Raw genomic sequence first — 24416 nt, forward strand, 5'->3', positions numbered from 1 at the left:
GTGCAAGGAACTTGGCCCCGTCCCCACCGTTCGCCTGTTCGCACATGAAGCAGGAGGTAAGCGTGAACCAGCAGTCAGGCGTGGGCTCGGGCGACAACAATTTCGACGAGGAAGGCTACGACGAGAGCCAGCGCGCGGAGATTCTGGAAGCGACGCGCGACGGCCCCAGCGACGGGCTGATCCTGACCGACCTCGACCCCGACCTTGGCGACGAGGACGACGAGGACGAGCTGATCGACGAGCTCGACATGGAGGATGGCGAGGTAGGCGAGACCGATGCCTCTGTTGCGATGACCGAGGCCGACATGAATGAGGACGACCTGCAGGACGATTTCGACGAGGACGATGTCGACGGCGAGGACCTGGACGACGCCGACGACGCGGCGTTGCGGCCCTAGGTAGTGGCCGCCGGCTCCGTGTATTGTGGCTGGCCGGGTCAAGCGTAAGGCGGGGCTGGCCGCGGCGGCCGCGCGGGCCAAGGCGCAATCGGCCACGGCGCGATGCGCGCTGTGCCAGCGCCCGCTCGGTGCGCGGGTCGAGTGGCACCACCTGGTGCCCAAGAGCAGGGGCGGGCGGGTGACGGCGGCGGTGCATCCGATCTGTCACCGCACCATCCATGCGCTCGTGCCCAATGCCGATCTCGCGCGCAGCTATGCCGATCCGGCCGCGCTGCGGGAGCGAGAGGACGTTGCGAAGTTCCTGCGCTGGATCGCGGACAAGCCGCCCGACTTCCACGTGCCGGTACGCCGCCCGCGCTGAACGGCCGATTCTCTGGCCTTCCCAAAGGGCAGCGAGGTTGCCGAACGGTTCGTCGCCACCGGCGCGCGGCTGACCGGCGGCCAGCGCCGCGCCAAAACGGTTCACCGCGCGCCAGGTGCGGCCCGGCGGACTTCGCGGCCGTTGCCATTGTTTGCGTAACCTGTCCGAGTCACACCCACCCTTGTTGAAGCGCGGCGGGGCCTGCGACGAGGCAAGGACTTAACCGAGCAGGTGGCGCGGATCGCGTCATCGGCGGAAGTGGGCGGGACCAGATGATCAAAGCGAGCTGGATCGGTGCGGTGCTGCTGACGGTGGGTGCGACCAATGTCGCCGCCGCGAACGAGGCAGGGGGCGCCGTCGGCGTTTCCGCTCTGGCAGCCGCGTCGGTCGAGACCCGCTCGCAGGGCATGTCCAACGACAACCAGGTTCGCGCCGCCTTCCTGACCTGGAAGAAGCTCGACACTGCCGGCGCCCCCACGATCGCCATTCCCTCGGTGCAGCCGGTCGACAAGCTCCACTTCACCAGCAACTTCGGCGTCCGGTCCGATCCCTTCGTCGGCACCGCGCGGATGCACGCCGGCGTCGACATTCCCGGCGCGGTCGGCACCCCCATCTATGCCACCGCCGACGGCATCGTCGCGCACGCCGACCGCAAGGGTGCCTATGGCAAGCTGGTTGAGCTCGACCATGGCAAGGGCATCGCGACCCGTTACGGCCATCTGTCGCAGATCACGGTGCAGGCGGGCAGCCGCGTCACGCGCGGCCAGATCATCGGCCTGATGGGCTCGACCGGCCGTTCGACCGGCTCGCACCTCCATTATGAGGTCCGCATCGACGGCGCGGCGGTCAACCCGCTGCCGTTCCTGACCACCGCGGATTTCCTGACCGCCGCGTCGAGCGACGCCGTGCGGGTGGTGCCGATCTCCACCGACGGTCCGGCACCCCTGGATTGATGCGCGGGCGGTACGCGAGCAGCGGAGCTGCGCGCGAGACCGCCTAGCACGGCCGGCGGGTCGGCATGGCCGAACCCGTCCGACGGCGCGGAATTTACTTCCGCGTCGAGCTCTCCCAGGCAGGCCTGGGCTCGCGGCAACGATCTCCACAGCAAGCAAGGTCACCGGATGGTCCTCCGTAAACCGCGCCTGCGTGGCTGCCACCTCTTCCGGTTCAGGATCGCCATGCGCTTGCCCGCACCGTGCGCCGCTCCTATCTCCAAATCATGATCTCCATCCATCCGATCGCGCTCACTCCCGCCGCCGCCACCCGCGTGGCGGCGATCGCGGCCAAGCAGGGCAAGGCGGCGATCCTGCGGCTGTCGGTGGACGGCGGCGGCTGCTCCGGTTTCCAGTACAAGTTCGGCCTCGCCGACGGCACCGAGCCGGACGATGCGGTGGCCGAGTGCGACGGCGTGCGACTGGTGGTCGACAGCGTCAGCCTGGACCTGGTGCAGGGCGCCCGGGTGGATTTCGTCGAGTCGCTCGGCGGCGCCGCGTTCCGGGTCGACAATCCGCAGGCGGCGTCCGGGTGCGGCTGCGGGTCCAGCTTCGCAATCTGACTGGTTCGCGGCCGGCTGGCCTACTAGGCCGGCGCGGATGAAGCTGGTCACCTACAACGTCAACGGTATCAAGGCGCGGCTGCCGCGATTGATAGAGTATCTCACCGAGCAGCAGCCCGATGTGGTGTGCCTGCAGGAGCTCAAGTCGAGCGATGAGACGTTCCCGCAGGCCGATATCGAAGCCGCCGGCTATCGCGCCGTCTGGCACGGACAGAAGGGCTTCAACGGCGTCGCGGTGCTGTCGCGCGGCGAGCTGCCGGTGGAGCGGGAGCGCGGACTGGCTGGCGAGCCGGAGGACGAACACAGCCGCTATTTGGAATGCGAGGTCGGCGGGCTGATCGTCGCATCGATCTACCTGCCCAACGGCAACCCCCAGCCCGGGCCGAAGTTCGATTACAAGCTACGTTGGATGGAGCGGCTGCGCGCGCGCGCCGCGTCGTTGCTGGCGGAGGAACGGCCGGTGGTGATCGCCGGCGACTTCAACGTCATCGCTCACGACGACGACACCTTCTCCGTTCGCGCGATGCAGCAGGATGCGCTGATGCAGCCGGAGAGCCGGGCGGCGTATCGACGCTTGCTGGCGCAGGGCTGGACCGATGCGCTGCGCTGGCGGGTACCCCGCGGGGGCGTGTGGACGTTCTGGGACTATCAGGCCGGCTCGTGGCAGCGCGACGCCGGATTCCGGATCGACCACCTGCTGCTGAGCCCGCAAGCCGCCGACCGGCTGGTCGATGCCGGTGTCGACAAGGATCATCGCGGCCGCGAAAAGGCCAGCGACCATGCGCCGACCTGGGTACGCCTGCGTTGAGGGCGCTGTTGATCGGGCTCGCGTTCGTCGCCGCTCCTGCGCTTGCACAGGAGGAACCGCGCTTCTGCCCCAATCGGCCCGACCTGGGTGCGTCGGCGTGCACGACCGAACCGGGGCGGGTGCTGGTCGAGATGTCTGGCATCGACTGGCAGCGGGAGGACACCGTCGCGACGCGCGAGGACACCGTGCTCGCGGGCGACCTGCTCGTGCGCTTTGGTGTGGGGCCGAACACCGAGGTGCAGGTCGGTTGGACCGCGTTCGGGCGCAGTCGGTTGCGCGACAAGCTGACGAACGCGGTGGATGTGGTGGAGGGCGTGGGGGACGTCCGGTTGGCCGTGCGCCGGAACCTGCAGGGCAATAGCGGCGGCAACCTGGAGCTGGCGGTCGAGCCGTTCGTGACCGTGCCGGTGGGTCGCGCGCCGATCGGCGCCGGCGACTGGAGCGGCGGCGTGGTGCTGCCGGTCGGTTATCAGCTGCGGCGCGGGTGGAGCCTGCTTTTCACCGGCGAGGCATCGGCGGCGCCGGACGAGGATGGCCAGGGTCACCATCTTGCTTGGGGCGGTACGCTCGGATTGGGACGCGAAATCAGCGATCAGGTGAGTGCCGTGGTCGAGCTGGCGGCGAGCCGAGCGGACGATGGGGCAGGCGAAACGGAATTGGTCACCGCGCTGTCGTTCGGATGGCAGCCGCGGCCCGGCCTGCAATTCGACATCCTCGGGGTGGCCGGCCTGAACCGCGCCGCGCCCGACCTTCAGATCCAGATCGGCGGCGCCATCTTGTTTTGACGTTCATCCTGCGTACAGCTACTGTGTTACATCACTAGAACAGCAATACAGCACGGGGCTGTGTTGACGGGAGGATGTTCACATGATCGCTTTCTTGACCGCCGCGATGCTCGCCAGCACGCCGGGCACGGCCCTGCTCACCACCACGGACGGCGGTGCGCGCCCGCAGGTCGAAGCGCCGGCGCGCACCGCCAAGCCGAAGAAGGAGACGCGATATTGCGTCGAGGGCAGCCTGACCGGCACCCGCATTCCGCTGCGTGAATGCCACACCCGCAGCGAGTGGCTCTCGCTTGGCTTCGACCCGCTCGAAAAGCAGTGAGGCACGACGGCGACCTGGCCGTTCACGCGGCCAGGTCGCGTTCGTAGATCTGATAGACCTTGTTGATGCGGCACTCGATCGTCTCGGCGATCGAGCGCATCCCCTGATTGTCGTCGAGGATCCAGCCGATCTCGCCCCGGCTGGCACCATAATTGGCGACGCTCGCCTGCCGGATCGATTCGATCAGCATGAAGGCGAGTTGCGACGCCAGGCGGGAGGCTTGCAGCGTCTTGACCACGCCCATCAACGGCACCCGCACGGTGCGCACCCGCGGTCGCCGCAGCCACAGCAGCAGCTTGGCCCAGCCGAACGGCAGCAGCGTGCCGCCGAGCGGCTTCAGCGCCTCGTTCATGTCGGGTAGCGTGATCATGAAGGCGACGGGCTTGCCATCGAGTTCGGCGATGCGGATCAGGTCGTTGAAGACGATCGGCTTCAGCTTGACGCCGATGTCCGCGATCTCGGGTTCGGTAAGCGGCACGAAGCCCCAATTGTCGGACCAGGCATCGTTGAGGATGTGGAGGATGATCGCCGCCTCCTCCTCGAATCGGTTGCGGTCGACTTCGCGAATGCGGATCCGCGGATTGGCCTCGCCCGACTTGATGATGCGCTGCACCAGGCGCGGGAAGTGCTTGGTGATGTCGACCTCGTAGGTGAAGAGCTGCTTGACCGGCCGGTAATCGGCCCCTTCGATCCAGCCGCGATAGGCGCGTTTGGCATGGCCCATCATGATCGTCGGCGGATGGTCGTACCCCTCGATCAGCAGGCCCGGCTCTTCCCAGATCGACATCGAGATGGGACCAAGCGCGCGCGTCATGCCCTGTTCGCGCAGCCATGCTTCGGCGCGCGCGAGCAATGCTTCGAACACGTCCTGGCGTTCCGCCTCCATCAGTCCCCACTGGCCGACCCCGGGCCCGAAGCCTTGCCGGGCGGGCATGGTCAGCGCCAGCGTGTCGATATGGGCGGAGATGCGGCCGACCACCCGCCCGCCTTCCTCGGCAAGGAAAAGCTGTGCCTTGGCGTGCGAGAACCAGCCGTTCTTCTCCGGCATCAACAGCGCGAGCGCCTCGCGCTTGAGCGGCGGCACCCAGTTGAGATCGTCCCGGTAGAGGCGGAAAGGCAGGTCGACAAAGGCGCGTAGGTCGCGCTTGCCGTCGACGGCGCGGATGCTGAGGGTCATCGCAGCCGCATAGAGCAAGCGAAGCGCCGCGGGGAGAGGGCGGCATTGAGATGCCACGGTGCCGCCACTATCTCCTTGCAATGGCGACAAGCATGAGCTCGATCACCCTCGACGCGCGGGCGCCGGCGGCACGGCCCGCCAGCTCGATCAAGGCGCTGGACGACAAGGCGATGCTGCGCGCCGCGGCGGAGCTGACGCGCGACCTGATCGCGCCCAAGCCGCACGTTTACTGGGCCGACATGGTCGGCTCCGCGCTGCTCGGCTACGCCGCGCTGGTGGCGGCGGTGACGCTGTCCGGCGGCTGGGCGGTCGCCGCCGGCGTCGTGGCCGTGCTGGCGCTGTACCGGGCGATGAGCTTCATCCACGAAGTCAGCCACATGAAGCATGTCGGCGGCATGCGCGGCTTTCGCCAGGGCTGGGACGCGCTGGTCGGCGTGCCGATGCTGATCCCGTCCTTCATGTACGAAGGCGTCCACACCCTTCATCATGCCAAGACGCGTTATGGCACGGTCGAGGATCCCGAATACCTGCCGCTCGCGCTGATGAAGCCGTGGACGCTGCCGGCGTTCATCCTGATCTCGGCGCTGGCGCCCGTCGGTCTGCTGATCCGCTATGGGGTGCTGGCGCCCTTGTCGCTGTTCGTGCCGAGCCTGCGGAAGGCGGTGGTGGAGCGTTATTCCGCACTGGCGATCAACCCGCAGTTTCGCCGCCGCGCGCCGGATGGGGAGGCGAAGCGGTATTGGACGCGCGTGGAGGCGGCGGCGAGCGTGTGGGCGATCGTGCTGATCGTGACGACGGTGAGCGGCGTCATCCCGGTGCGCGCCTTCCTGATCGGCTTCGGCATCGCCAGTGCGGTGGCGGTGCTCAACCAGGTTCGGACGCTGGTCGCGCATCTGTGGGAGAATGACGGCGAGCCGATGAGCGTTACCGCGCAGTATCTCGACTCGGTCAACGTGCCGCCGCCGACGCTGCTACCGGCGCTGTGGGCGCCGGTGGGGCTGCGCTATCATGCGCTGCACCACCTGCTGCCCGGCTTGCCCTATCACGCGCTGGGCGAGGCGCATCGGCGGCTGTCGGGTGCGCTGGACGGGGAGTCGCCGTTCCACAAGGCAAGCTATACCGGGCTGCCGTATCTTGCGGCCAAGATTGGGCGGAGTACACTGGGGCGGCGCTGATTGGCGTGGGCAGGCGCTGGACTTAGCCGTTCTCTTAGCCAATTGTCGCATCCCGTTGCAGGGGGAGGCGAGTGCGATGAAGCTGTCGGGAGACGTCACGACGTATGCGGCCATTGCCAGCGTTGCGTTCGATGAGGTGGAGCGGCGGATCGGGTATCGTCCGGGGCGGCTTGCAAAGGGCTATGACGTCTATGAGCTTTGCGAGCCCGTCGCGGTAGGAGAATTCGACTGGACTGACACCACCAGTTATTCGGGTGGTTGGCAGTACCAGCGCGACGCCGATGAATATGCGCGGCGAACAGACATTTTGCGCGCCGACTTGGGTAAGCGCTTTGGCTATCAGGAAGCGGTAGTCGACGCGGAACTGGACCGCTTCCTTGCAAGCCATGCTAGTAAGCTCAACGTTCGCAGCGGACCCGCGCGGATCGTCAAGATCCTGCCAGTCACTCGCCACGACCCGAACATGTTCTGGCTGGATCAATACCCTAACGCTCAGGTTCGCGGCACACCGCAATGGACGCTGCACCGCGACCGACCAAAGCTATTCCAAAAGATCGCCACTGTGCCTCCCGGTGGCATGTTGAGCTAGAACTGGCTACTCCTCCGACCGGATCAGCACCGCCTCGCCGATCAGGAAGAACAGCAGGAACGGCGCCCAGGCGGCGAGGAAGGGCGGGTAGGCGCCGAGATTGCCCATCGCCAACGCGAAATTGTCGGCGACGAAATAGGCGAAGCCGAGCGCCATGCCCATCACCGCGCGCAGGAACAGCTGACCCGAGCGGGCGAGCCCAAATGCGGCGACAGCGCCGAGCAGCGGCATCAGCACCGATGACAGTGGACCCGACAGCTTGTGCCACAGCGCGCCCTCCAGCGCCTTGGTCGGGCGCCCGGCATCGGCGAGGTCGCCGATCGCGGCCCGCAAGGCGCGGAAGCTGAGGCCTTCCGCGTTGACGGTACCGAGCGTGAACTGGTCGGCGCGGACGCCACGCGCGACGACGATGTCGCCCAGTGCCGTGACCTGCCCGCTGGCGACGTCGAAGCGGGTCGCCGACCGCACCCGCCAGCCGTCGCCGTGGCGCCGCCCCTCGGCCGCCCGGACAATCGCCATCAGAGAGCCGCCGCTGCGGTCATAGACGGTGACCCCGGCGAGCCGCGCGGCGTCGCCGCGGCCGGTGATGCTGTCGACCTGCACCAGGTCGTCGCCATCGCGCACCCAGACGTTGCTGCGGTCGCCGCGATCGCGTGGGAGCGGCCCGTATTCGGCCTTCTGCCAGAGGTCGAGCGTCGCAGTGGCGCGTGACACGATCCGGTCGTTGAACGCAAAGGAGAGTAGCGCGACACCCAGGCTGGCTACCAGCAGCGGCGCCAGCACCTGATGCGCGGACATGCCGGCGGACTTGAGCGCCACCACCTCCGAATTCTGGTTCATCTGGATCAGCGTCAGGATGGTGCCGAGCAACACGGAGAAGGGCAGGAACCGCGCGGCGATCTCCGGCGCGCGGAGCGAGACATAGCCCCAGACCTGCGCGTCGCCATTGCCGGGTACGGCGAGGATCTTGCCCGACTCGCTCAGCAGATCGAGCGCCTGTAGCACGATGACCAGCGCCGCAAGGATGCCGAAGGTGCGTACCAGGAACAGCCGCGCCATGTAAAAGGAGACGGTACGCGACGGGAAAAAGCCGGTCATGCGATTGCCTCACGTCGGCGGAAGCGGCCGGTGACGAGCTTGGCAACGCGCGAGAAGAAGCGTTCCAGCCCGCCGATCGGCTGGCCGCCGGGCACATGCGCGATCTGATAATACATCCAGCCGGTCAGGCCCGCGAACATCGCGAAGGGAACCCATAGGGCAATCACCGGGTCGACGCGGCCGAGCTCGCCGACGTCCGTCGCATACTGGTTCACCTTGTGATAAGTGACGACCATCACGATCGCCAGGAACACGCCGAGCGCGGACGTGCTGCGCTTGGGCGGGATGCCGAGGGCCAGCGCGAGCAGCGGCAGCAGGAACATCGACGCGACCTCCGCCACGCGGAAGTGGAATTCCGCGCGGGTCTGGTTGCGTAGCTGCTCGGTCTGGCCATCCTTGCCCAACCTCGCCAGCTCCGGCAGCGTCCATTCGACGTTGCGCCCGCCTCGGTCGCGGAAGCTCTCCGTCTTCGGCAGCGGAATGGGCAGGTCGTGGGAGGTGAAGGTCAGCACTCGGGGCGCGCGGAACTTCGGCTCCTGATGGATTAGCGTGCCCTCCGTCAGCCGGAAGATGATGGTGTTGGGATCGTCCGTCGCAAGGAACTCGCCGGTCTTGGCGCTGACCGAGACCCATGCCTCCGGCGTCGATTGCTGGTGGACGAAGATGCCGGACAGGCGGCGCCCCTTGTCCTCGCTCTCCTCGATCCGCATCGTCATCTTGGATCCGAAATGGGTGAACTCGCCGACCTTGATCGAGGCGCCGAGCGCGCCGGTCCGCAGCTCGAAGCGAAGCTGCTCGTAGTAAAAGCGTGCCTGCGGCTGGACATAGCCGACAATGGCGAGGTTCACCGCCGCCAGCACCAGTGCGTACATAAACGGAACCCGCAGCAGCCGCCCATAACTCATGCCCACGCCGCGCAGCACGTCGAGCTCGGAGGTGGTAGCGAGCCGGCGAAAAGCGAGCAGGATGCCAAGCAACAGTCCGATCGGGATGCCGAGGCCGAGATATTCCGGCAGCAGATTGGCGAGCATCCGCCACACCACGCTGATCGGCCCGCCCTGGGTCGCGACGAAATCGAACAAGCGCAGCATGCGATCGAGGATCAACAGCATGGCGGCGATGACCAGCGTCGAGAACAACGGCAACGCGATCAGCCGGGCCATGTAGCGGTCGATGGATTGCATGAGCCTCGCGCTGTAACGGGCGAGCACAGGGGCGTCACCCCTCCATCGGCGCACGCTACTCCGCGGCGATCGGCTCCGGCTGTGCGTCTCGCTGCGCCATGGCTTCGGCGAGTGTGCTCTCCAGCGCGGCCAGCGTGTAGGGTTTGCGGAGTACCGGCCGGCCGTGGAGCTGGTGCGTGGCGACATCACCGGCGAAGCCGGTTACGAACATTACCGCCATGTTGGGCCAACGATCCTCCAGGCCCGCCACCATCTCCGGCCCGGTCTGGCGCGGCATCAGCACATCGGACATCAGCAGGTCGACGCCACCCGCCGCTTCCAGCATCGCCGGCGCGCGCAGCGGGTCGTCACAGGCGACGGGCCGATGGCCGAGTTCGGCCAACGCCCCCATGGTCGCGGCCAGGACGCGCGGGTCGTCCTCCACCACCAGGATGTCGAGGCTGGGGGGAGGGGCCGCCCCAAGCACCGATAGGCTGAGGTGGGTCGTCTCGCGCTCCTCGGTCTTGTCGCGCGGCAGATGGAGGGTGACCGTCGTCCCGGCGCCAGGCGCACTGGCGATGCCGACCGCTCCCCCCAGCTGCTGTACTAACGCGAAAATCTGGCTGAGGCCGAGCCCCGTCCCCTTGCCAACCTCCTTGGTGGTGAAGAACGGCTCGAACACGCGCTCCGCCACCTCCGCGGTCATGCCGCAGCCCGTGTCGTGGACGGCGACGGTGACATAGTCGCCCGCCACACAGTCGCCGACCACCGCACCGGCGAGCGCCACGGCGCCCGACACGATCGTCAACTCGCCACGTCCATCCATCGCGTCGCGGGCATTGACGGCAAGGTTAAGCAGGGCGTTCTCCAACTGCACCCGGTCCGCGCGTACCCGCCACCCGCGCGCCTCGTCGCGAAACAGCACTGTGATGCCGTCACCGAGCGTGCGATCGAGCAGATCGCGCATCCCCGCAACGAGCTGTGCGACCTCGATCGATTCCGGCTTGAGCGACTCCTCGCGGCTGAACGCGAGCAAGCGGCGGGTCAGCGCGGCAGCCCGGTTCGCGCCTTCGGTGGCGCTTTCGATATGGCGACGTGCGGCGGCGGGGTTTTGGGTCAAAGACCGGGCAGCAAGCTCCAGTCCGCCGGTAACAACGGCGAGCATATTATTGAAATCATGCGCGATACCGCCGGTGAGCTGGCCGACCGCTTCCATCTTCTGCACCTGACGCAGCCGTGCCTCCTGGACGCGCAGCTCGTCGGTGGCGGCAGCCACGGCAGCGGAGAGTTCGTCGGCGCGCTGCGACGCCGCTGCGGCCTCGGTTTCGGCCTCCGCGCGTTCGCGCATGGTCCGCACGATGATCCAGCCGAGGGTGATCGCGCCGAGCACCAGCAGGATCCCGAACCCCGCCAAGATGCCGGCTATTCGGCTGGCGTCGCGCACCGTCGCCATGGCCCGGGCGGTCCGCTCGTTGAGCAGCATGCGCTCATAGGCAGTGATCAGGTCGAGTTCGCGATGGATCGCCGCAAGCGCGGGGGCCTGTCGGGCGCGATGGTAGAGGGCGAGCGCTTGATTGTTCTTCTTGTATCGGGTCGACAGTGCGGTCAGCGACAGTTCCTCGCCGCGGGTCTCATAAGCGTCGCGCAAGCGGCTGATCCGGCGCTGTTGCTCCGCGTCGGCGGCAGTGATGCGAGCAAGCCTGTCGAGCTGCGATCCGGCCGCCTGCCACTCGTCCGCATAGAGCTGGCCGAGCTGGCGATCGGTGGAGATGACGTATCGGCCGAGCGACGCTTCCGCGCGCGCGATGGTGCCTGCGACGGTGCGGGCCAGGATCATGACGTCGTAGCTGCGACCCTGAAGCTGCAGCGCGCGATCGCGTTCGCGGTTGGCGCCTCGCAGGGTCAGGATCAGCGCCACCAGCACGGCAGCACCCGCCAGGGCCAACACCGCCAGGATGATCGCCCGCCACCCGAAACTGCCGCCGGGCGCCACGATCTCGGCCTCATCCGCGCTCACTTTCGCCGTTTACCGCGAAACGCGACCGGCGAACAGTGGTGCTACTCCTCTCACCCAATCGCGCCCACCGTCCGGCCTGCCTTCGCGAATAGGGCCAGCACACGGTCTAGCTGTTCTGTCGTATGCTCCGCGCATAACGAGCAGCGCAGCAGGTAGGTACCGGCCGGCGTGGCGGGCGGACGCGCCATATTCACATAGACGCCGCCGTGAAGCAGCGTCTGCCACATCGCCACCGCTTGCTCCTGGTCCTCCAAGATGATGGCGATGATGGCGCTGTCCGGCGCGTCGGTGCCGAGCTGGAAGCCGAACTGCTTCAGCCCCGCATGCAATTTACGCGCATTTTCCCAAAGATGCTGACGTTTGTTGTGCGCATAGCGGAGCTTCCGGATCGAAGCCGCTGCCGTAGCGACGACGCTCGGGGGTAGACTGGCGGTGAAGATATACGGGCGGCAGGCGAGACGGATCGCCTCGAACTTCGGATGGTTGCTGACGCAAAAGCCGCCGACGGTGCCGACCGACTTGGAGAAAGTGCCGATCACGAAGTCGACGTCGCACCCTTGCGCCTCGTACACGCCGCGGCCGTTCGGGCCGTAAAAGCCCATCGAATGCGCCTCGTCGGACAGCACCATCGCGCCGTGCCGCTTGGCGACGGCGACCATCTCCTTAAGCGGCGCGACGTCGCCGAGCATGGAATAAACGCCTTCCAGAACAACGAGTTTACCGGGTTCCCTGGGAAGTCGTCCGAGGCGCTTGTCGAGATCCTCGACCGAGTTGTGACGGAAGCGGACGATCTCCGCGTTGCCTTGCGCGCAGCCGTCATAGATCGAGGCGTGGCTGTCCGCGTCGAGGATGACATACTCGCCCTTGGCAGCGAGCGTGGAGATCATGCCGAGATTGGCCATGTAGCCGGTCGAGAACACGATCGCGCCGGTGGTACCGTAGAACTCGCGCAGCGCTTCCTCGGCCTCCATATGGTCGCGGAAGGTGCCGTTGAGCATGCGGCTGCCGTTCGTGCCGGAGCCGAACCTCGCCAGCGCCTCGTGCCCCGCCGCGAGCACGTCGGGGTCGAAGGTCATGCCCATATAGTTGTAGGTGCCGAGCAGGATCGTCTCACGCCCGCCGATCACGGCGACCGTCGGCGACCGTACCTCGTCCATGACGATCGCGAACGGATCGGTGACACCGGTGTCGATCAGCGCCCGGCGCTCCGCGATCAGGCCGTCGAACTTGCTCATCAGGTCGCGTTCCGGCGCGATCGGGGCGGGGTCGAGGTCCAGTCGCTCGGGCTGGAGACCAGTCTCCGTCATGCCTTCAACTTCGCCACCGCATCGACCAGTTGCCCGACCGACTCGATCTCGGCCTGCATGTTCATGGTGATAATAATGTCGAACTCGTCTTCGATCGCCGCGACGAAATCCATCACGGTCAGGCTGTCCCATTCCAGGTCTCCCTGAAAGGTGGTCGCCTCGGAGATCACGACACCCTTTTTGTTGAAGGGCTCGATCTGGGCAGTGACGGTGTCGAGGATGGCTTGGCGGTCGCTCATGATCGGTTCCTGGCGCGCGAATGCGGCGGTGATGGGGCGGCTATAGCAAGCCCTGCGTACGATACCACGCGGCCGTTCGCGCCAGCGCGTCGCCGGTCGGCTGCACCGGTTGCCATAGCGCCGCTGGCGGGCGGCGCGCGGGGTCGATTGTCCAATCGGGGTGGCGGAAATAAGCGACGCGATCGGGCGTGAGCTTCGCGCCAGGGCCGCGCAAGGCGGCGTCGATGGCGGCGGCGGCGGAGAGCAGGAGCCCGGGCAAGGGGAGCGGGAGCACGCGCTTGCCCACCGCGCGGCCGATCGCACGGGCGAACCCATCGTGGGTCCACCCTCCCGTACCGTCGTCGGCTTCGTAGATCGTACGCGGGCCACTCGTCGCGGCCAGCGCCAACAACAAGGCGGCGAGGTCTTCGACCGCGATCACCGAGAGGCGCCCGCGCGGCGGCAGCGGCACGACATGGCGTCGCGCGAGCCGGAACATGTCTAGCATCTCGAGATCGCCCGGGCCGAACACGGCGGGTGGGCGGACGATGGTCCAGTCCAGGTCGGAGTCTTCGACGCGCTTCTCGGCCTCGGCCTTCGACCAGCCATAGGCGGACAGTCCAGGCTCGCGCGCGGCAAGCGAGGAAACGTGGACGAACCGCCGCACCCCGGCATCACGGGCGGCGGCGAGCATCCTGCGCGTGCCGTCGACATTACCCGCGGCGAAGCCCGCCCGGTCGGGCGCGTTGACGACACCGGCGACGTGGACCACCGCATCCGCGCCTTGCGCGAAGCGGCCGCTGCTCGCGAGGTCGCCCGCGATCCAGGTCACGCCCATCCGTTCGGCTTGCGGGCGGCGGGTGAGGGCGCGGACCTGGTGCCCGGCGGCAAGCGCCTGGTCGAGCACATGGCCGCCGACGAAGCCGGTAGCGCCGGTGAGCGCGAGGATCACAGCAGCGCCAGATGGTTGCGGTGGATCAGCGCCGCGCGTGGCGCGTAGCCGAGGATCGCGAGCTGCTCGTCCGACCGCTTGCCCAGCAGCATCCGTGTCTCGGCGGCGTCATATTCGGCGAGGCCCCGCGCGACGGGGCCGTCCGGGCCCTCGATCGTCACCAGGTCGCCGCGCGCGAAGCTTCCCGTCACGTCGGTCGCACCGGCGGCGAGCAGGCTACTCCCGGCGCGCAACGCCTTCGCCGCGCCGGCGTCCACCCGGATCGCGCCCTTTGCGGTCAGCCCCCCGGAGAGCCACGCCTTGCGCGCCGGTGCGGTGCGCTCGGCGGCGAACAGCGTGTGCCGGGCGGGCGTCGAGAGCGGCCGGTCGGCACGGCCGGACGCGATCGCAAGGGGAATGCCCGCGGCCGTGGCGATGCGCGCGGCGGCGAGCTTTGACACCATGCCGCCGGAGCCTATGCCAGAGCCCGAACCGGCGTCGGCCATCGCCAGGATCGTGGGATCGAGCCGATCGACCCGGGCGATGTGCCGCGCGTCCGGCAAGGACGGGTTGCGATCGTAGAGGCCGTCGACGTCGGAGAGCAGCAGCACCCCGCTCGCGCCCGCGGCCTGAGCGACGCGGGCGGCGAGGCGGTCGTTGTCGCCGAAGCGGATCTCGGCGGTCGCCACGCTGTCGTTCTCGTTGAGGATCGGCACCGCGCGCAGTGACAGCAGCCGGTCGAGCGTCGCGGCGGCATTGAGGTAGCGTCGGCGGTCCTCCAGATCGTCAAGTGTGACCAGCATCTGCGCCGCGGTCAGTCCTTGGGCGGCCAGTACCTCGGTCCAGGCCTGCGCGAGCGCGATCTGCCCGGTCGCCGCGGCGGCCTGTGCGTCCTCGAGGCTCGCACGGCCGCCCCTAGGCAGGTTCAGCTTGCGCGCGCCGAGCGCGATCGCGCCGGAGGAGACGACCGCGACCTGCTGCCCATCGCCGGCGCGGGCTGCGATGTCGGCGGCGATGCCCTCCAGCCAAGCGCGCCGCACGGTGCCGTCGTCGCCGACGAGCAGCGCCGAGCCGATCTTGACGATCAGGCGGGGGCAGGAGGCGGGGGGGAACAGCATGCCGCCTCGCTGGTAGCGCGCGCTGCCCGCGCAGGCCACGTCAGCGTGCGAAGATTTCCGCATGTGGGAGAGTGACGCCGAGCGAGGGCAGGGGAATGTCGAACGCGTCATCGTAGCTGACGTCGCTCCACCCCTTCGGGCCGGTCCGTTGGATCACCCGGACGCGTTCGGTCGCCATGTCGACGAATACGATCGTCTCGACGCTGTCGAGCGCCTGCTACTCGGGCAGTTTTACGCGCAGATCGGTGCGCGTGGTCCCAGCCGACAAGATTTCGAAGATCACGCGTGGATCTTCAAGCAGGCGTATGTCGTCGTCCTCGGGTCCATCGTGACCGCACAGGACACTCACATCCGGATACCGGACGGTTCGGTCGAGAGTTCGGATACCCTGATCGGAGCCATAGGGCGTACAACCGGTTCCCCGCAGCCGAGCCGACAAAGCAACCTGGATATTCAACATGACCCGGTTGTGACGCAACTTGGCGCCCGCCATCATCCGGATTTCACCGCGATCCAGCTCGGCCTTCTGATCGCCGAACGTGATGGCGAGGAATTCCTCGACCGAAAGCAGGGTCAGGGGGTAATCAGATCCTGACGCCATTACGGTCCGATAGCACAAAGCGCCCGGGCCGTCATACGGGCGACCACTCCACCTCGTCCGCATCCTCGTCATCGTCCGCGACCACCGTCGCCTCCGGGCCGATCGCTTCGAACAGCCGGTCGAGCGCCCAGTCGACGCCGACGCCACTGGCACCGGACAGGGGGATGACCTCGGCGCCGCTCGCCTCCTCCAGCTCGGCCGAGAGTGCCGCGATCAACTCGTCGTCCAACGTGTCGATCTTGTTGAGTGCGACCACCACCGGCTTGTCGTCGAGCCCGGCGCCGTACGCGGCAAGCTCGTCGCGCACCACGCGAAAGCTTTCCGCCACATCCTCGTCCTGCGCGTCGACCAGGTGGAGGAGGACGCGGCAGCGCTCGATATGGCCCAGGAACCGGTCGCCGATGCCGGCCCCTTCCGCCGCGCCCTCGATCAAGCCGGGGATATCGGCGAGCACGAACTCGCGGCCCTTGTGACGCACCACGCCGAGCTGGGGTCGGGTGGTGGTGAAGGCGTATTCGCCGACCTTGGCCTGCGCGTTGGTCACCTGGTTGATGAAGGTCGACTTGCCCGCGTTGGGCAGCCCCACCAGCCCGGCGTCGGCGAGCAGCTTGAGGCGCAGCCAGACCCAGGCTTCCGCGTTCGGCCAGCCCTCGCCATGCTGGCGCGGCGCGCGGTTGGTGGAGGTCTTGTAGCTCGCGTTCCCGCGCCCGCCGTCGCCCCCGCGCAGGAACACCTCGCGCTGGCCAGCCCGCGTGAAGTCGAGCAGGACTTCCTCCTTGTCCTCCGACAGCACCTGCGTGCCGATCGGCACCTTGATGACGAGGTCGTCGCCGCCGCCGCCGGTGCGGTTGCTGCCCGAACCGCCATGGCCACGCGGGGCGCGGAAATGCTGGGTGTAGCGAAAGTCGATCAGCGTGTTCAGGCCGGGTACGGCCTCGAAGATGATGTCGCCGCCCTTACCGCCGTTACCGCCGTCGGGGCCGCCATATTCGATGAACTTCTCACGGCGGAAGGAGACGGCGCCGGGGCCGCCGGCGCCGGAGCGGACGAAGATCTTGGCCTGGTCGAGGAAATGCATGGCTCGCGCCGTAACGCTTTACCGCAGCTAAAGCGACGCCTGAGCGCAAGCTCGGCCGGCGCGCCACCAGCCGCGTCCGACGACGCGGCTTTGCCGCGGCGGGCTCAGCGCGCGGCGGAGGGCGCTGCCTGGCGGTCGAGGAGCAACATCTTCCGGGCCAACCCCCTTGCCGCATCCCTGGGCAGCCCCAGTGCCCGCGCCATCGGCGCGCCCAGCAGCGCATCCCCGAGCGCCATCAGCACCAGCTGCAGTGTCTCCTCGTGGATCGGCAGGCCCGGCGTGTCGTGCGTTTCGACCAGCTCGTCCACCACATCGTGGATCGCCGTCAGGATCGGGTCGAGCGCGTTCTCGTTGCCTGACAGGATCATCCAGCTCGCCAGCGCGCCGGCGCCACCCTGACCGAAGGCGTCGAAGGTGAGATCGACCACCTCTGCCGGGTCGTGTACCTCGCGGGATCGGATCACCGCCTCACGAATGGTGCCGGTGATGCTTGCGGCCATGCGCGCGATCAGCGCTTTTTGCAGTTCGTCGGCGGAGCCGAAGTGGTGGAGCAGGTTGGCATGGGTGCGGCCGATCCGCGCCGCGACGGCCTTCAGCGTCACCGCCTGCGGGCCGACCTCGACCAGCAGATCGCGTGCGGCGTCGAGCGCCGCGTCGCGTGATGCGGAAGGGGAGAGGCGGCGGCGGACGGTGAGGGGGGTGACGGACATCGCCGGTGGGTGTCGCTGCTTTCACTCGCCTGTTCAATCCTCCCCGTTCACGGGGAGGTGGCAGCCGTCTTTTCGGCTGGCGGAGGGGGTTTCCGCGCGCGCCCATCTTGCGGCCCGCCCGCTCCACCACCGCGCATGCGCGGCGGTCCCCCTCCCCGTGAACGCGGAGGATTCGTCAGGCCGCCATCAGCACCGGTCGGTCCACCAGGTCGAGCTCGAAGGTCAGGCATTCCACCGCCTCGCCCCGCGCAAGGCAATGGCGCTGCTCGCTGCCGTTCTGGCGGAACCCAAGCTTGCCGAGCACCCGGCCGGACGCCGGGTTGTCGGCGAAGTGCCCGGATACCAGCCGCTCCTGCCCCAGCGCGTGCCTGGCCATGTCGACGACCGCGCGGCCGGCCTCCGTCGCATAGCCGCGACCCCAGGCGAACGGTGCCAGCCAATAGCCGATCTCCAGGGCATCGCCGGCCGGATGCAGGCCGATCCCGCCGACCAGTTCCGGCGCGGCTCCGAGATCGTGGGCGAAGATCAGCAGCGGGTGATTGCCTGGCGTCGGCGCCGTACCCAGCCATTCCTGCGCATGGTCCAGGGTATAGGGCCAAGGCAGGCGCGCAAGGCGCATCGCCACCACCTCATGCGCGATCGCGCGATGCAGGCCGGCGGCATCCTCCGGCCAGCCGGGGCGCAGCGTCAGTCGAGGGGTCCGTGCGAACATGCCTGCTCTCCTCCCGCCGCCAAGCACGTCTGGATGACGGCCCGGCGACAACATGGGTGAGGGAGCAAGAAAAAAGGGAGCCAGGTGGTGACCCGTCTCCCTTGTTGGCTGGTCCTGGTGGACCCGGGTCGCCCTGGTGGGCAACCCGTCCGGTTACCCGTTTATTCGGCCGCGATGGCCATCGGCTCGGTGGTGGTCGCCGCATCGTTCGCGACCACGACCGAACAGAACTTTCGGCCGAGCTTGCCTTGCGCAAACGCGACACGACCGTCGACGAGCGCGAACAGAGTATGATCCGTGCCCATGCCGACATTCTTGCCCGGATAGAATTTGGTCCCGCGCTGACGCACGATGATGTTGCCGGCGACGCACTCCTGTCCGCCGAACAGCTTCACGCCGAGACGACGACCGGCCGAATCGCGACCGTTGCGCGACGAACCGCCTGCTTTCTTATGTGCCATGAGTCCCTAGCTCCTTACGCCTGAGCGGCCGGGACGGTGTCGCCCGACTGCTGCTGCGATTGACCACCGACGGACACGATCTTCAGGATCGTGTGCAGCTGGCGATGGCCGTTGCGGCGACGATAATTGTGACGACGACGCTTCTTGAAGACGATGACCTTCTCGCCCTTCGCCTGCGCGATGATCTCGGCGGCGACGGTGAGGCCGGCGGCACTCCGCAGCTCAGAGCCCTCGCCCGCGAGCAGCACGTCGCCCAGCGTCACCGACGCGCCGGCCTCGCCCTCGATCCGGTCGATGACGATCTTGTCTCCGGCGGCGACGCGATACTGCTTGCCGCCCGTGCGCACGACTGCGAACATGGGTATTCTTTCTTCTTCAAATCTGAACGCCCGTCCGGGCAAGCCCGTCGGGAGAAGGTCGGCAGCTAAGCGACGCCGCGCGCGCTGTCAACCGCGTCAGCGGTGTTACTCAATCGCAACACAGCCGTAACAAATGTTTAGAAGTCGTAGCAGTGGCCTTGCTGCCACGGAGGGCTCGGCACAGGATGTTGCGACGCACAATCCTGGGGGGAACAATTTATGCGCCGGACCGCCATTTCGCTTTTGCTTTCGTGCACCGCGCTGGTCGCCTCACCCGCTTGGGGGCAGGCAACTGCACCCGAGCCCACGATCGGGCGTCCCGACACTCCGGCAGAGCAAGCGGCGCAAGACGACACGACGCGCGCTGCGTCCGACGTGGTGGTGATCGGCACCCGCCGTACCGACCGCACCGTCACGGATTCGGCCTCGCCGGTCGACGTGATCGGGGCGGAGGAGCTGCAGGCGCAGCCGGCGGCGAACATGCTGGACATCGTCCGCAACCTCGTCCCCTCCTTCTTCATCCCGCAGAACACGATCTCCGACGCGTCCACCTTTGTCCGGCCGCCGTCGCTGCGTGGTTTGGGCGCCGATCAGATCCTGGTGATGGTCAACGGCAAGCGGTACAATCGATCGGCGCTGGTGCAGGTCTATTCGGGTGCCGACACGGCGCTGTCCTATGGCTCGCAAGGGTCGGACATCGCCAACATCCCGTCGATCGCTATCGGTAGCCTGCAGATCCTGCGCGACGGCGCGACCGCGCAATATGGTTCTGACGCGATCGCGGGCGTGATCAACTATCAGCTGCGCGAGAATAGCGGCATCGAACTGCAGGCGCTGTACGGCCAAACCTATGAAGGCGACGGCGAGCGGTACCAGATCGCGGGCAATGTCGGTTTCAAGCTAGGCGAGCGTGGCTTCGTTAACGTGTCGGGCGAGTATTTCAACGAAAAGGGCACCAGCCGCGGCGCAACCCGTCCGCTGGCGGTGGTGCTCGCGACGGTAAACCCCGGTGTCGCCAACCGCATCCCCAACTTCCCGGGACCGGCGCAGATCTGGGGCACGTCGCCGGCGGACGGCTTCAAGCTGTTCCTGAACTCCGCCTATGAGTTCACCGATGCCGCCAAGGCTTATCTGACGGTCAACTATGCGCAGAGCAGCGCCAACCAGAGCTTCAACTACCGCTCGCCGATCGGGGCACCGACGCCACTGGCGGTCAATGACGGCAGCGGCACCGCCGCGACCCGCTCGCCGGGCGCCAATGGTGCGTTCAACACGATCTACACGACCGCCTGCCCGGCGGGCAACGCGACGTGCCCGGCCGGCGGGTTCGTCCGCAACGGCGGTGCGACCTTCAACTTCAACTCGATCTACCCGGGCGGGTTCACCCCGCGCTTCATCGGCGAGGTGGAGCAGATCTATGGCACGGGCGGACTGAAGGGCGATCTGGGTAACTTCACCTATGATCTCTCGGCGACGCTGGCGCGCAACTCGCTGTCGCTGTCGATGACGGATTCGCTCAGCGCTTCGTTCGGTCCGCAGAGTCAGACCAGCTTCTTCTTCGGCGATTTGATCCAGACCGAGCGCAACCTCAACGCCGACTTCACCTATGCGCTGGAAGCGGGGTTCGCGAGCCCGATCACGCTGTCGGCAGGCGCGGAGCACCGACGCGAGCAATATGAGACGACGGTCGGCGACCTGCAGTCCTACGCTGCCGGTCCCTTCGCACGCCAGCCGCTGTACGACCTGGTCGTGCCGGGTGTCTACGCGCCGGCGCTGAACGCCACGGGCGGGCAGATCGTCGCCACCCAGTCGCCGGCCGCGAGCGGTTACGGCGGCGTGAGCCCGATCTTCGCCGGCAAGAACAGCCAGGAAAGCTATGGCATCTACGCCGCCGCCGAAGCCGACATCGTCCCGGACTTCTCCGCCGGCATCGCCGGGCGCTTCGAGGATTACGAGACCTTCGGCAGCACCTGGGTGGGCAAGTTCAACGCGATCTATCGCGCCACGGACGTGACCTCGCTGCGCTTCACCGTCGGCACCGGCTTCCATGCACCGTCGCCGGGGCAGAACAACACGCAGATCCTCACCACCAACTTCCTGGGCGGTACGCAGGTGCAGACCGGCACCTATCCGGTGACCAGCGACATCGCACAATTCTATGGCGCGACGGTGCTCAGGCCGGAGAAGTCGCTGAACTTCGGCGCCGGCATCGTGATCGACCCTAAGAACGGGTTCACGCTTACGATCGACGCCTATACCATCAAGGTGCGGGACCGGATCGGCATCTCGCAGAACTTCAACGTGACGGCGGCCAACGTCGCGTCGCTGCCGTCGCTGGCCTCGGTCGGGGTTGGCGGGGTGGTGAATTATTTCACCAACGGGTTCGACACGCGCACCAGCGGCGTCGACGTGGTGTCCACTTACCGCACCCGCCTGTTGGACGATCCGTTCAGCGTCACCTTTGCGTATAATTACAACAAGAGCACGGTCACGGAGTTCGATCCGGCGGTGATCAGCGCAGCGCAGCGGTTCAACATCTCCAACCTGCCGCCCAAACATCGCATCAACCTGTCCGCGAACTGGCAGATCGGCAATTTCACGATCAACGCGCGCGAGAACTTCTACAGCAGCTGGGCCAACCAGCTCGAATATCCCGGCCAAACCTTCGGCGGCAAGTTCCTGACCGATCTCGACATCAGCTACACCCTCGCCGAGCGGTTCACCCTCACGGTGGGCGCGAACAACCTGTTCGATACCTATCCGGACCGGATCGCGCCGACCACCACCAACCCCATCTATGCGCTGACCAACAGCCTCGCCGATGGGCAGATCTATCCCCGGTCGGGCGGTCCGTTCGGGATCAATGGCGGCTTCTATTACGCGCGGGTGCGGATCAAATATTGATCGGCTGCGCAAACGGGCGTCGCGCGCACGGCGCGGCGCCCATGGCTAGTGGCGATGCTCGCGCCGCAACGCGTAGCGTCCATCCTCATAATCGGTGAACAAGCCCGCGATGGCGGGATGATCCACCGGCTCGTCACTGTCGTCGGGCACCAGGTTCTGCTGGCTGACGTAGGCGACGTAGCTCGACTCGGTGTTCTCGGCGAGCAGGTGGTAGAAGGGCTGATCCTTGGCCGGGCGGATGCCCTCGGGGATCGCCTCATACCATTCATCCGAGTTGGCGAAGACCGGATCGACGTCGAAGATGACGCCGCGAAAATCGAACATGCGGTGCTTGACTACCTCGCCGATGGCGAAGCGCGCGGCGGAGACCGGGGGCGCCTGAGGGTCGTTTCGGGCCGGTTGACCGGCGGTGGGATGACGCGACATGCCGTCATATTTAGGGGCGGCACCGGTTCGCACAAGCGCGCTTGTGCGCCCGCAGGACATACGATAGGGCGCGCGCTCGACCGGCCGGGCGCTCCTTTGCGAGCCGAAACGTCCTCGCGGAGAGGTGGCAGAGTGGTCGATTGTACCGCACTCGAAATGCGGCGTGCCTTTACGGGTACCGAGGGTTCGAATCCCTCCCTCTCCGCCAACATCTCTTTTCCAAAGCGTCTTTAACGGCTCCTTTGAACTGAGAAAACCCAAGCTTTCCAGCGCGTTTCAGAGCTAAACGCGGCGATGGTGCGTCTTTACGCGTCGAAGAAAGATGTTCCCTTTTCTGCCGAAACCGGGGAAGAACCGGGGATGCTTTCGCATGGGCGGAGCGCCGGAGACGAAGAGATGCGGCTGACAAAGCGGGACATTGAGCGGGCCAGCAAGCGCCGCAAGTATAGCGACGGACGCGGGCTGTTCCTGTCGGTGAGCGCCAACGGGCGCAAGACATGGGCGTTCTGCTACACGTTCGCGGGTCGCGCTCGCGAGATGGGGCTTGGCTCCATCGACTTCCTTAACGTGGACGAAGCGCGCGACCGCGCCGTACACCTCCGCAAGATGGTGCGCGACGGCGTGGACCCGATGACCGACCGCAACCGGGAGGCGAAGGTGGTGGTGCGCCGGAAGGTGGAGGGCGTCACCTTTAAGGCCGTCGCTGAGCGCGTGATCGAGATGAAGAAGGGCGAATGGAGCGACGACGGGAAGAGCGAAACCGATTGGCGTGGCTCCCTCACCAACCATGTGTTCCCGTCCATCGGCGCGACCAGCATCGGTGAGATCGACACGATGGACGTTCGCGACGCGCTCAAGGGCGTTTGGTCCGCCAGCCCCTCCACCGCGAAGAAGCTGTTGCCGCGCGTGGAAGCGGTGTTCGACTATGCCATTGCCGAAGGACTGTTGTCGGGGGACAACCCGGCGTTGCGTGCCAAGGTCAAGAAGCTCCTCCCCAAGCTGGAGAAGGTCCATAAGCCGACGCCGCACAAGGCCCTCGACTATGCCGACTTGCCCGCATTTGTGCGCCAGCTTCGCGCTCGCGTCGGCATCGCGCCACGAGCGTTAGAGTTCTTGATTTTGACGGGTGTGAGAACGGATGAGGTCATCGGCGCGACGTGGGATGAAGTGGACTTAGAGGGCGCAACCTGGACCATCCCGGCGGAGCGAATGAAGGCGGAGCGTGAGCATCGCGTCCCCCTTTCCGAACCGGCGCTGGCGATCTTGCGCGCGCTGCCCGGTGAAGAGGGCAACCCATTCGTATTCATCTCTCCGAATGGCAAGGGGAAGGGCCTGAGCAACATGGCAATGCTCAAGCTGCTAAAGGGCGACATGGGCTTTGCTGGGGAGGCGACGGTTCACGGTTTTCGGTCAACCTTCCGCGACTGGACGGCGGAGGAGACGACGCACGATAATATCGTGGCGGAGATGGCCCTAGCGCACGCGATCAATAGTAAGGTGGAGGCGAGCTACCGCCGGGGTGATCTATTCAAGCGCCGCAAGGCGCTTATGGACGATTGGGCGGCGTATATCGACGGTACGGCGGCGTGAGCCTGCCGCCTTGGGACTTTGGTTCGGACCATGAGCGGGGTGCATTTGTCGCTTGGGTAAATGCCGAACTTGATCGATTTGACGGCTTGGTAACGGGACGGTTCAATCACCGCAGCGCGACAGAAGCCTCGGTTGCTGACCTTCTCAGCCTGCCCGCCGCAAAGGCAACAGCCGGCAGGCCAACGGAAACCGACGCGCACCGCGAACGTGCGGGTCAGAACGCCGCATTGCGGGATGCCGCGCTGCTACGCTGGATGTTCAAGCGTTACTGGCCGGGCCGGAACCGCCCTATGGAGGATTGCGCAAATGCGTTCCGCATAGCGTCGGCTCGACACCAGCGAGCGCTGCCGCTTAATCTCCGAACGGCTGGGCGACAGGACGCCCAAGCGGAGCGCGAGCTGCGCGCCGCCCATGCTCTAAAGCGAGCTTACGACCGTTCGACTGACACGCCGGGGCGGCGCGTTGCGACCGACGACCTCGCACATCTCGCCACTCTCCCCGGCTATCTGTTCGCGGACCATTATACCGGGGACAAAAAGAGCGGCTGACTGCGGCT

28 protein-coding genes and 1 tRNA gene are annotated in these 24416 nt (G+C 66.9%); 13 read left to right on the top strand and 16 right to left on the bottom strand.

All coding sequences use genetic code 11. From position 1 onward, the window contains the following. The first annotated feature begins 44 nt into the window (after window positions 1-44). The 7 genes from VFQ64_RS11670 (at window position 45) to VFQ64_RS11700 (ending at window position 4226) form a co-directional block, all read left to right on the top strand. Entirely contained in the window at window positions 45-398 is a 354-nt protein-coding gene (locus VFQ64_RS11670) for a DNA primase (protein ID WP_325103497.1), read from the top strand. Window positions 399-453: 55 nt separating this feature from the next. Continuing rightward, window positions 454-759 (top strand): HNH endonuclease, encoded by a 306-nt coding sequence (locus VFQ64_RS11675; protein ID WP_325103610.1) that lies wholly within the window; start codon window positions 454-456, stop codon window positions 757-759. A 272-nt stretch (window positions 760-1031) separates the two neighbouring features. Continuing rightward, window positions 1032-1712, top strand: a complete 681-nt coding sequence (locus VFQ64_RS11680; RefSeq protein ID WP_325103498.1) for a M23 family metallopeptidase — start codon at window positions 1032-1034, stop codon at window positions 1710-1712. A 266-nt stretch (window positions 1713-1978) separates the two neighbouring features. After that, window positions 1979-2314, top strand: coding sequence for a HesB/IscA family protein (locus VFQ64_RS11685; protein WP_325103499.1), 336 nt, complete (start codon window positions 1979-1981; stop codon window positions 2312-2314). Window positions 2315-2351: 37 nt separating this feature from the next. Further along, the gene (gene xth / locus VFQ64_RS11690; protein ID WP_325103500.1) at window positions 2352-3122 is read left to right on the top strand and encodes an exodeoxyribonuclease III; all 771 of its coding nucleotides are present in this window, start codon (window positions 2352-2354) and stop codon (window positions 3120-3122) included. Between the two features lie 8 nt (window positions 3123-3130). Further along, window positions 3131-3907 (top strand): transporter, encoded by a 777-nt coding sequence (locus VFQ64_RS11695; protein WP_325103501.1) that lies wholly within the window; start codon window positions 3131-3133, stop codon window positions 3905-3907. An 82-nt stretch (window positions 3908-3989) separates the two neighbouring features. Further along, the gene (locus VFQ64_RS11700) at window positions 3990-4226 is read left to right on the top strand and encodes a hypothetical protein (protein ID WP_325103502.1); all 237 of its coding nucleotides are present in this window, start codon (window positions 3990-3992) and stop codon (window positions 4224-4226) included. A gap of 22 nt (window positions 4227-4248) precedes the next feature. Here VFQ64_RS11700 and VFQ64_RS11705 read toward each other — a convergent pair whose 3' ends face one another. Next, on the bottom strand, window positions 4249-5403 hold the full coding sequence (locus tag VFQ64_RS11705) for an N-acetyltransferase (protein WP_325103503.1): 1155 nt from the start codon (window positions 5401-5403) through the stop codon (window positions 4249-4251). 92 nt (window positions 5404-5495) lie between these two features. Between VFQ64_RS11705 and VFQ64_RS11710 the strand changes: the two genes are divergently transcribed. Both VFQ64_RS11710 and VFQ64_RS11715 read left to right on the top strand, forming a co-directional pair. Beyond that, complete coding sequence (locus VFQ64_RS11710) at window positions 5496-6578, top strand: fatty acid desaturase (RefSeq protein ID WP_325103504.1); 1083 nt, start codon at window positions 5496-5498, stop codon at window positions 6576-6578. A gap of 76 nt (window positions 6579-6654) precedes the next feature. Continuing rightward, window positions 6655-7167: a hypothetical protein gene (locus VFQ64_RS11715; RefSeq protein ID WP_325103505.1), complete on the top strand. Its 513-nt coding sequence runs from the start codon at window positions 6655-6657 to the stop codon at window positions 7165-7167. Between the two features lie 6 nt (window positions 7168-7173). Here the strand turns inward: VFQ64_RS11715 and lptG are convergent, their stop codons facing one another. The 14 genes from lptG to rplU form a co-directional block, all read right to left on the bottom strand. Then, a complete protein-coding gene (lptG, locus tag VFQ64_RS11720; protein ID WP_325103506.1) occupies window positions 7174-8265 on the bottom strand; it encodes an LPS export ABC transporter permease LptG in 1092 nt (363 codons plus the stop codon). Next, the gene (gene lptF / locus VFQ64_RS11725) at window positions 8262-9449 is read right to left on the bottom strand and encodes an LPS export ABC transporter permease LptF (RefSeq protein ID WP_325103507.1); all 1188 of its coding nucleotides are present in this window, start codon (window positions 9447-9449) and stop codon (window positions 8262-8264) included. The genes lptG and lptF overlap by 4 nt, the downstream gene beginning before the upstream one ends. Window positions 9450-9504: 55 nt before the next feature. After that, the gene (locus VFQ64_RS11730) at window positions 9505-11445 is read right to left on the bottom strand and encodes an ATP-binding protein (RefSeq protein WP_325103508.1); all 1941 of its coding nucleotides are present in this window, start codon (window positions 11443-11445) and stop codon (window positions 9505-9507) included. Window positions 11446-11495: 50 nt separating this feature from the next. Next, a complete protein-coding gene (spt, locus tag VFQ64_RS11735) occupies window positions 11496-12752 on the bottom strand; it encodes a serine palmitoyltransferase (protein WP_325103509.1) in 1257 nt (418 codons plus the stop codon). Beyond that, complete coding sequence (locus VFQ64_RS11740) at window positions 12749-12991, bottom strand: acyl carrier protein (RefSeq protein WP_325103510.1); 243 nt, start codon at window positions 12989-12991, stop codon at window positions 12749-12751. Before VFQ64_RS11740 ends, spt begins: the two co-directional genes overlap by 4 nt. A 40-nt stretch (window positions 12992-13031) precedes the next feature. Next, window positions 13032-13922 (bottom strand): SDR family oxidoreductase, encoded by an 891-nt coding sequence (locus VFQ64_RS11745; RefSeq protein WP_325103511.1) that lies wholly within the window; start codon window positions 13920-13922, stop codon window positions 13032-13034. Next, a complete protein-coding gene (gene proB, locus VFQ64_RS11750; RefSeq protein WP_325103512.1) occupies window positions 13919-15019 on the bottom strand; it encodes a glutamate 5-kinase in 1101 nt (366 codons plus the stop codon). Before proB ends, VFQ64_RS11745 begins: the two co-directional genes overlap by 4 nt. Before the next feature lie 40 nt (window positions 15020-15059). Further along, on the bottom strand, window positions 15060-15197 hold the full coding sequence (locus VFQ64_RS11755; protein WP_325103513.1) for a hypothetical protein: 138 nt from the start codon (window positions 15195-15197) through the stop codon (window positions 15060-15062). 39 nt (window positions 15198-15236) lie between these two features. Continuing rightward, window positions 15237-15620 (bottom strand): Uma2 family endonuclease, encoded by a 384-nt coding sequence (locus VFQ64_RS11760; RefSeq protein WP_325103514.1) that lies wholly within the window; start codon window positions 15618-15620, stop codon window positions 15237-15239. Between the two features lie 31 nt (window positions 15621-15651). After that, the gene (obgE, locus tag VFQ64_RS11765; protein WP_325103515.1) at window positions 15652-16698 is read right to left on the bottom strand and encodes a GTPase ObgE; all 1047 of its coding nucleotides are present in this window, start codon (window positions 16696-16698) and stop codon (window positions 15652-15654) included. 104 nt (window positions 16699-16802) lie between these two features. Continuing rightward, window positions 16803-17408, bottom strand: coding sequence for a helix-turn-helix domain-containing protein (locus VFQ64_RS11770; RefSeq protein ID WP_325103516.1), 606 nt, complete (start codon window positions 17406-17408; stop codon window positions 16803-16805). Window positions 17409-17583: 175 nt separating this feature from the next. Next, window positions 17584-18120, bottom strand: a complete 537-nt coding sequence (locus VFQ64_RS11775) for a GNAT family N-acetyltransferase (protein WP_325103517.1) — start codon at window positions 18118-18120, stop codon at window positions 17584-17586. A gap of 161 nt (window positions 18121-18281) precedes the next feature. Further along, window positions 18282-18581 carry a 50S ribosomal protein L27 gene (gene rpmA, locus VFQ64_RS11780; RefSeq protein ID WP_325103518.1) on the bottom strand — a complete coding sequence of 100 codons (300 nt, stop codon included), beginning with the start codon at window positions 18579-18581 and terminating at the stop codon, window positions 18282-18284. Between the two features lie 14 nt (window positions 18582-18595). Then, window positions 18596-18940, bottom strand: a complete 345-nt coding sequence (gene rplU, locus VFQ64_RS11785; protein WP_325103519.1) for a 50S ribosomal protein L21 — start codon at window positions 18938-18940, stop codon at window positions 18596-18598. Between the two features lie 219 nt (window positions 18941-19159). Here rplU and VFQ64_RS11790 point away from each other — a divergent pair, with 219 nt between their 5' ends. Further along, window positions 19160-21844: a TonB-dependent receptor plug domain-containing protein gene (locus VFQ64_RS11790; protein WP_325103520.1), complete on the top strand. Its 2685-nt coding sequence runs from the start codon at window positions 19160-19162 to the stop codon at window positions 21842-21844. Between the two features lie 45 nt (window positions 21845-21889). Here VFQ64_RS11790 and hspQ read toward each other — a convergent pair whose 3' ends face one another. Next, complete coding sequence (gene hspQ / locus VFQ64_RS11795; RefSeq protein ID WP_325103521.1) at window positions 21890-22270, bottom strand: heat shock protein HspQ; 381 nt, start codon at window positions 22268-22270, stop codon at window positions 21890-21892. Between the two features lie 118 nt (window positions 22271-22388). Between hspQ and VFQ64_RS11800 the strand changes: the two genes are divergently transcribed. The 3 genes from VFQ64_RS11800 to VFQ64_RS11810 all read left to right on the top strand — a co-directional run bounded on the left by VFQ64_RS11800 (window position 22389) and on the right by VFQ64_RS11810 (window position 24408). Beyond that, window positions 22389-22478 (top strand) — tRNA-Ser (locus tag VFQ64_RS11800). 86 nt (window positions 22479-22564) lie between these two features. Continuing rightward, window positions 22565-23860 carry a tyrosine-type recombinase/integrase gene (locus VFQ64_RS11805; protein WP_325103522.1) on the top strand — a complete coding sequence of 432 codons (1296 nt, stop codon included), beginning with the start codon at window positions 22565-22567 and terminating at the stop codon, window positions 23858-23860. Next, window positions 23857-24408, top strand: coding sequence for a hypothetical protein (locus tag VFQ64_RS11810; RefSeq protein ID WP_325103523.1), 552 nt, complete (start codon window positions 23857-23859; stop codon window positions 24406-24408). Before VFQ64_RS11805 ends, VFQ64_RS11810 begins: the two co-directional genes overlap by 4 nt. Window positions 24409-24416: the final 8 nt, after the last annotated feature.

This window comes from Sphingomonas sp. (assembly GCF_035714405.1).
GTDB lineage: Bacteria > Pseudomonadota > Alphaproteobacteria > Sphingomonadales > Sphingomonadaceae > Sphingomonas.

What these genes read in the sequence shown, in the direction of transcription:
- VFQ64_RS11670 (WP_325103497.1), top strand. Translation starts at nt 45, where the DNA reads ATGAAGCAGGAGGTAAGCGTGAACCAGCAGTCAGGCGTGGGCTCGGGC.
- VFQ64_RS11680 (WP_325103498.1), top strand. Translation starts at nt 1,032, where the DNA reads ATGATCAAAGCGAGCTGGATCGGTGCGGTGCTGCTGACGGTGGGTGCG.
- VFQ64_RS11685 (WP_325103499.1), top strand. Translation starts at nt 1,979, where the DNA reads ATGATCTCCATCCATCCGATCGCGCTCACTCCCGCCGCCGCCACCCGC.
- xth (WP_325103500.1), top strand. Translation starts at nt 2,352, where the DNA reads ATGAAGCTGGTCACCTACAACGTCAACGGTATCAAGGCGCGGCTGCCG.
- VFQ64_RS11700 (WP_325103502.1), top strand. Translation starts at nt 3,990, where the DNA reads ATGATCGCTTTCTTGACCGCCGCGATGCTCGCCAGCACGCCGGGCACG.
- VFQ64_RS11705 (WP_325103503.1), bottom strand. Translation starts at nt 5,403, where the DNA reads ATGACCCTCAGCATCCGCGCCGTCGACGGCAAGCGCGACCTACGCGCC.
- VFQ64_RS11710 (WP_325103504.1), top strand. Translation starts at nt 5,496, where the DNA reads ATGAGCTCGATCACCCTCGACGCGCGGGCGCCGGCGGCACGGCCCGCC.
- VFQ64_RS11715 (WP_325103505.1), top strand. Translation starts at nt 6,655, where the DNA reads ATGAAGCTGTCGGGAGACGTCACGACGTATGCGGCCATTGCCAGCGTT.
- lptG (WP_325103506.1), bottom strand. Translation starts at nt 8,265, where the DNA reads ATGACCGGCTTTTTCCCGTCGCGTACCGTCTCCTTTTACATGGCGCGG.
- lptF (WP_325103507.1), bottom strand. Translation starts at nt 9,449, where the DNA reads ATGCAATCCATCGACCGCTACATGGCCCGGCTGATCGCGTTGCCGTTG.
- spt (WP_325103509.1), bottom strand. Translation starts at nt 12,752, where the DNA reads ATGACGGAGACTGGTCTCCAGCCCGAGCGACTGGACCTCGACCCCGCC.
- VFQ64_RS11740 (WP_325103510.1), bottom strand. Translation starts at nt 12,991, where the DNA reads ATGAGCGACCGCCAAGCCATCCTCGACACCGTCACTGCCCAGATCGAG.
- proB (WP_325103512.1), bottom strand. Translation starts at nt 15,019, where the DNA reads ATGCTGTTCCCCCCCGCCTCCTGCCCCCGCCTGATCGTCAAGATCGGC.
- VFQ64_RS11755 (WP_325103513.1), bottom strand. Translation starts at nt 15,197, where the DNA reads ATGGCGACCGAACGCGTCCGGGTGATCCAACGGACCGGCCCGAAGGGG.
- VFQ64_RS11760 (WP_325103514.1), bottom strand. Translation starts at nt 15,620, where the DNA reads ATGGCGTCAGGATCTGATTACCCCCTGACCCTGCTTTCGGTCGAGGAA.
- obgE (WP_325103515.1), bottom strand. Translation starts at nt 16,698, where the DNA reads ATGCATTTCCTCGACCAGGCCAAGATCTTCGTCCGCTCCGGCGCCGGC.
- VFQ64_RS11770 (WP_325103516.1), bottom strand. Translation starts at nt 17,408, where the DNA reads ATGTCCGTCACCCCCCTCACCGTCCGCCGCCGCCTCTCCCCTTCCGCA.
- VFQ64_RS11775 (WP_325103517.1), bottom strand. Translation starts at nt 18,120, where the DNA reads ATGTTCGCACGGACCCCTCGACTGACGCTGCGCCCCGGCTGGCCGGAG.
- rpmA (WP_325103518.1), bottom strand. Translation starts at nt 18,581, where the DNA reads ATGGCACATAAGAAAGCAGGCGGTTCGTCGCGCAACGGTCGCGATTCG.
- rplU (WP_325103519.1), bottom strand. Translation starts at nt 18,940, where the DNA reads ATGTTCGCAGTCGTGCGCACGGGCGGCAAGCAGTATCGCGTCGCCGCC.
- VFQ64_RS11790 (WP_325103520.1), top strand. Translation starts at nt 19,160, where the DNA reads ATGCGCCGGACCGCCATTTCGCTTTTGCTTTCGTGCACCGCGCTGGTC.
- hspQ (WP_325103521.1), bottom strand. Translation starts at nt 22,270, where the DNA reads ATGTCGCGTCATCCCACCGCCGGTCAACCGGCCCGAAACGACCCTCAG.
- VFQ64_RS11805 (WP_325103522.1), top strand. Translation starts at nt 22,565, where the DNA reads ATGGTGCGTCTTTACGCGTCGAAGAAAGATGTTCCCTTTTCTGCCGAA.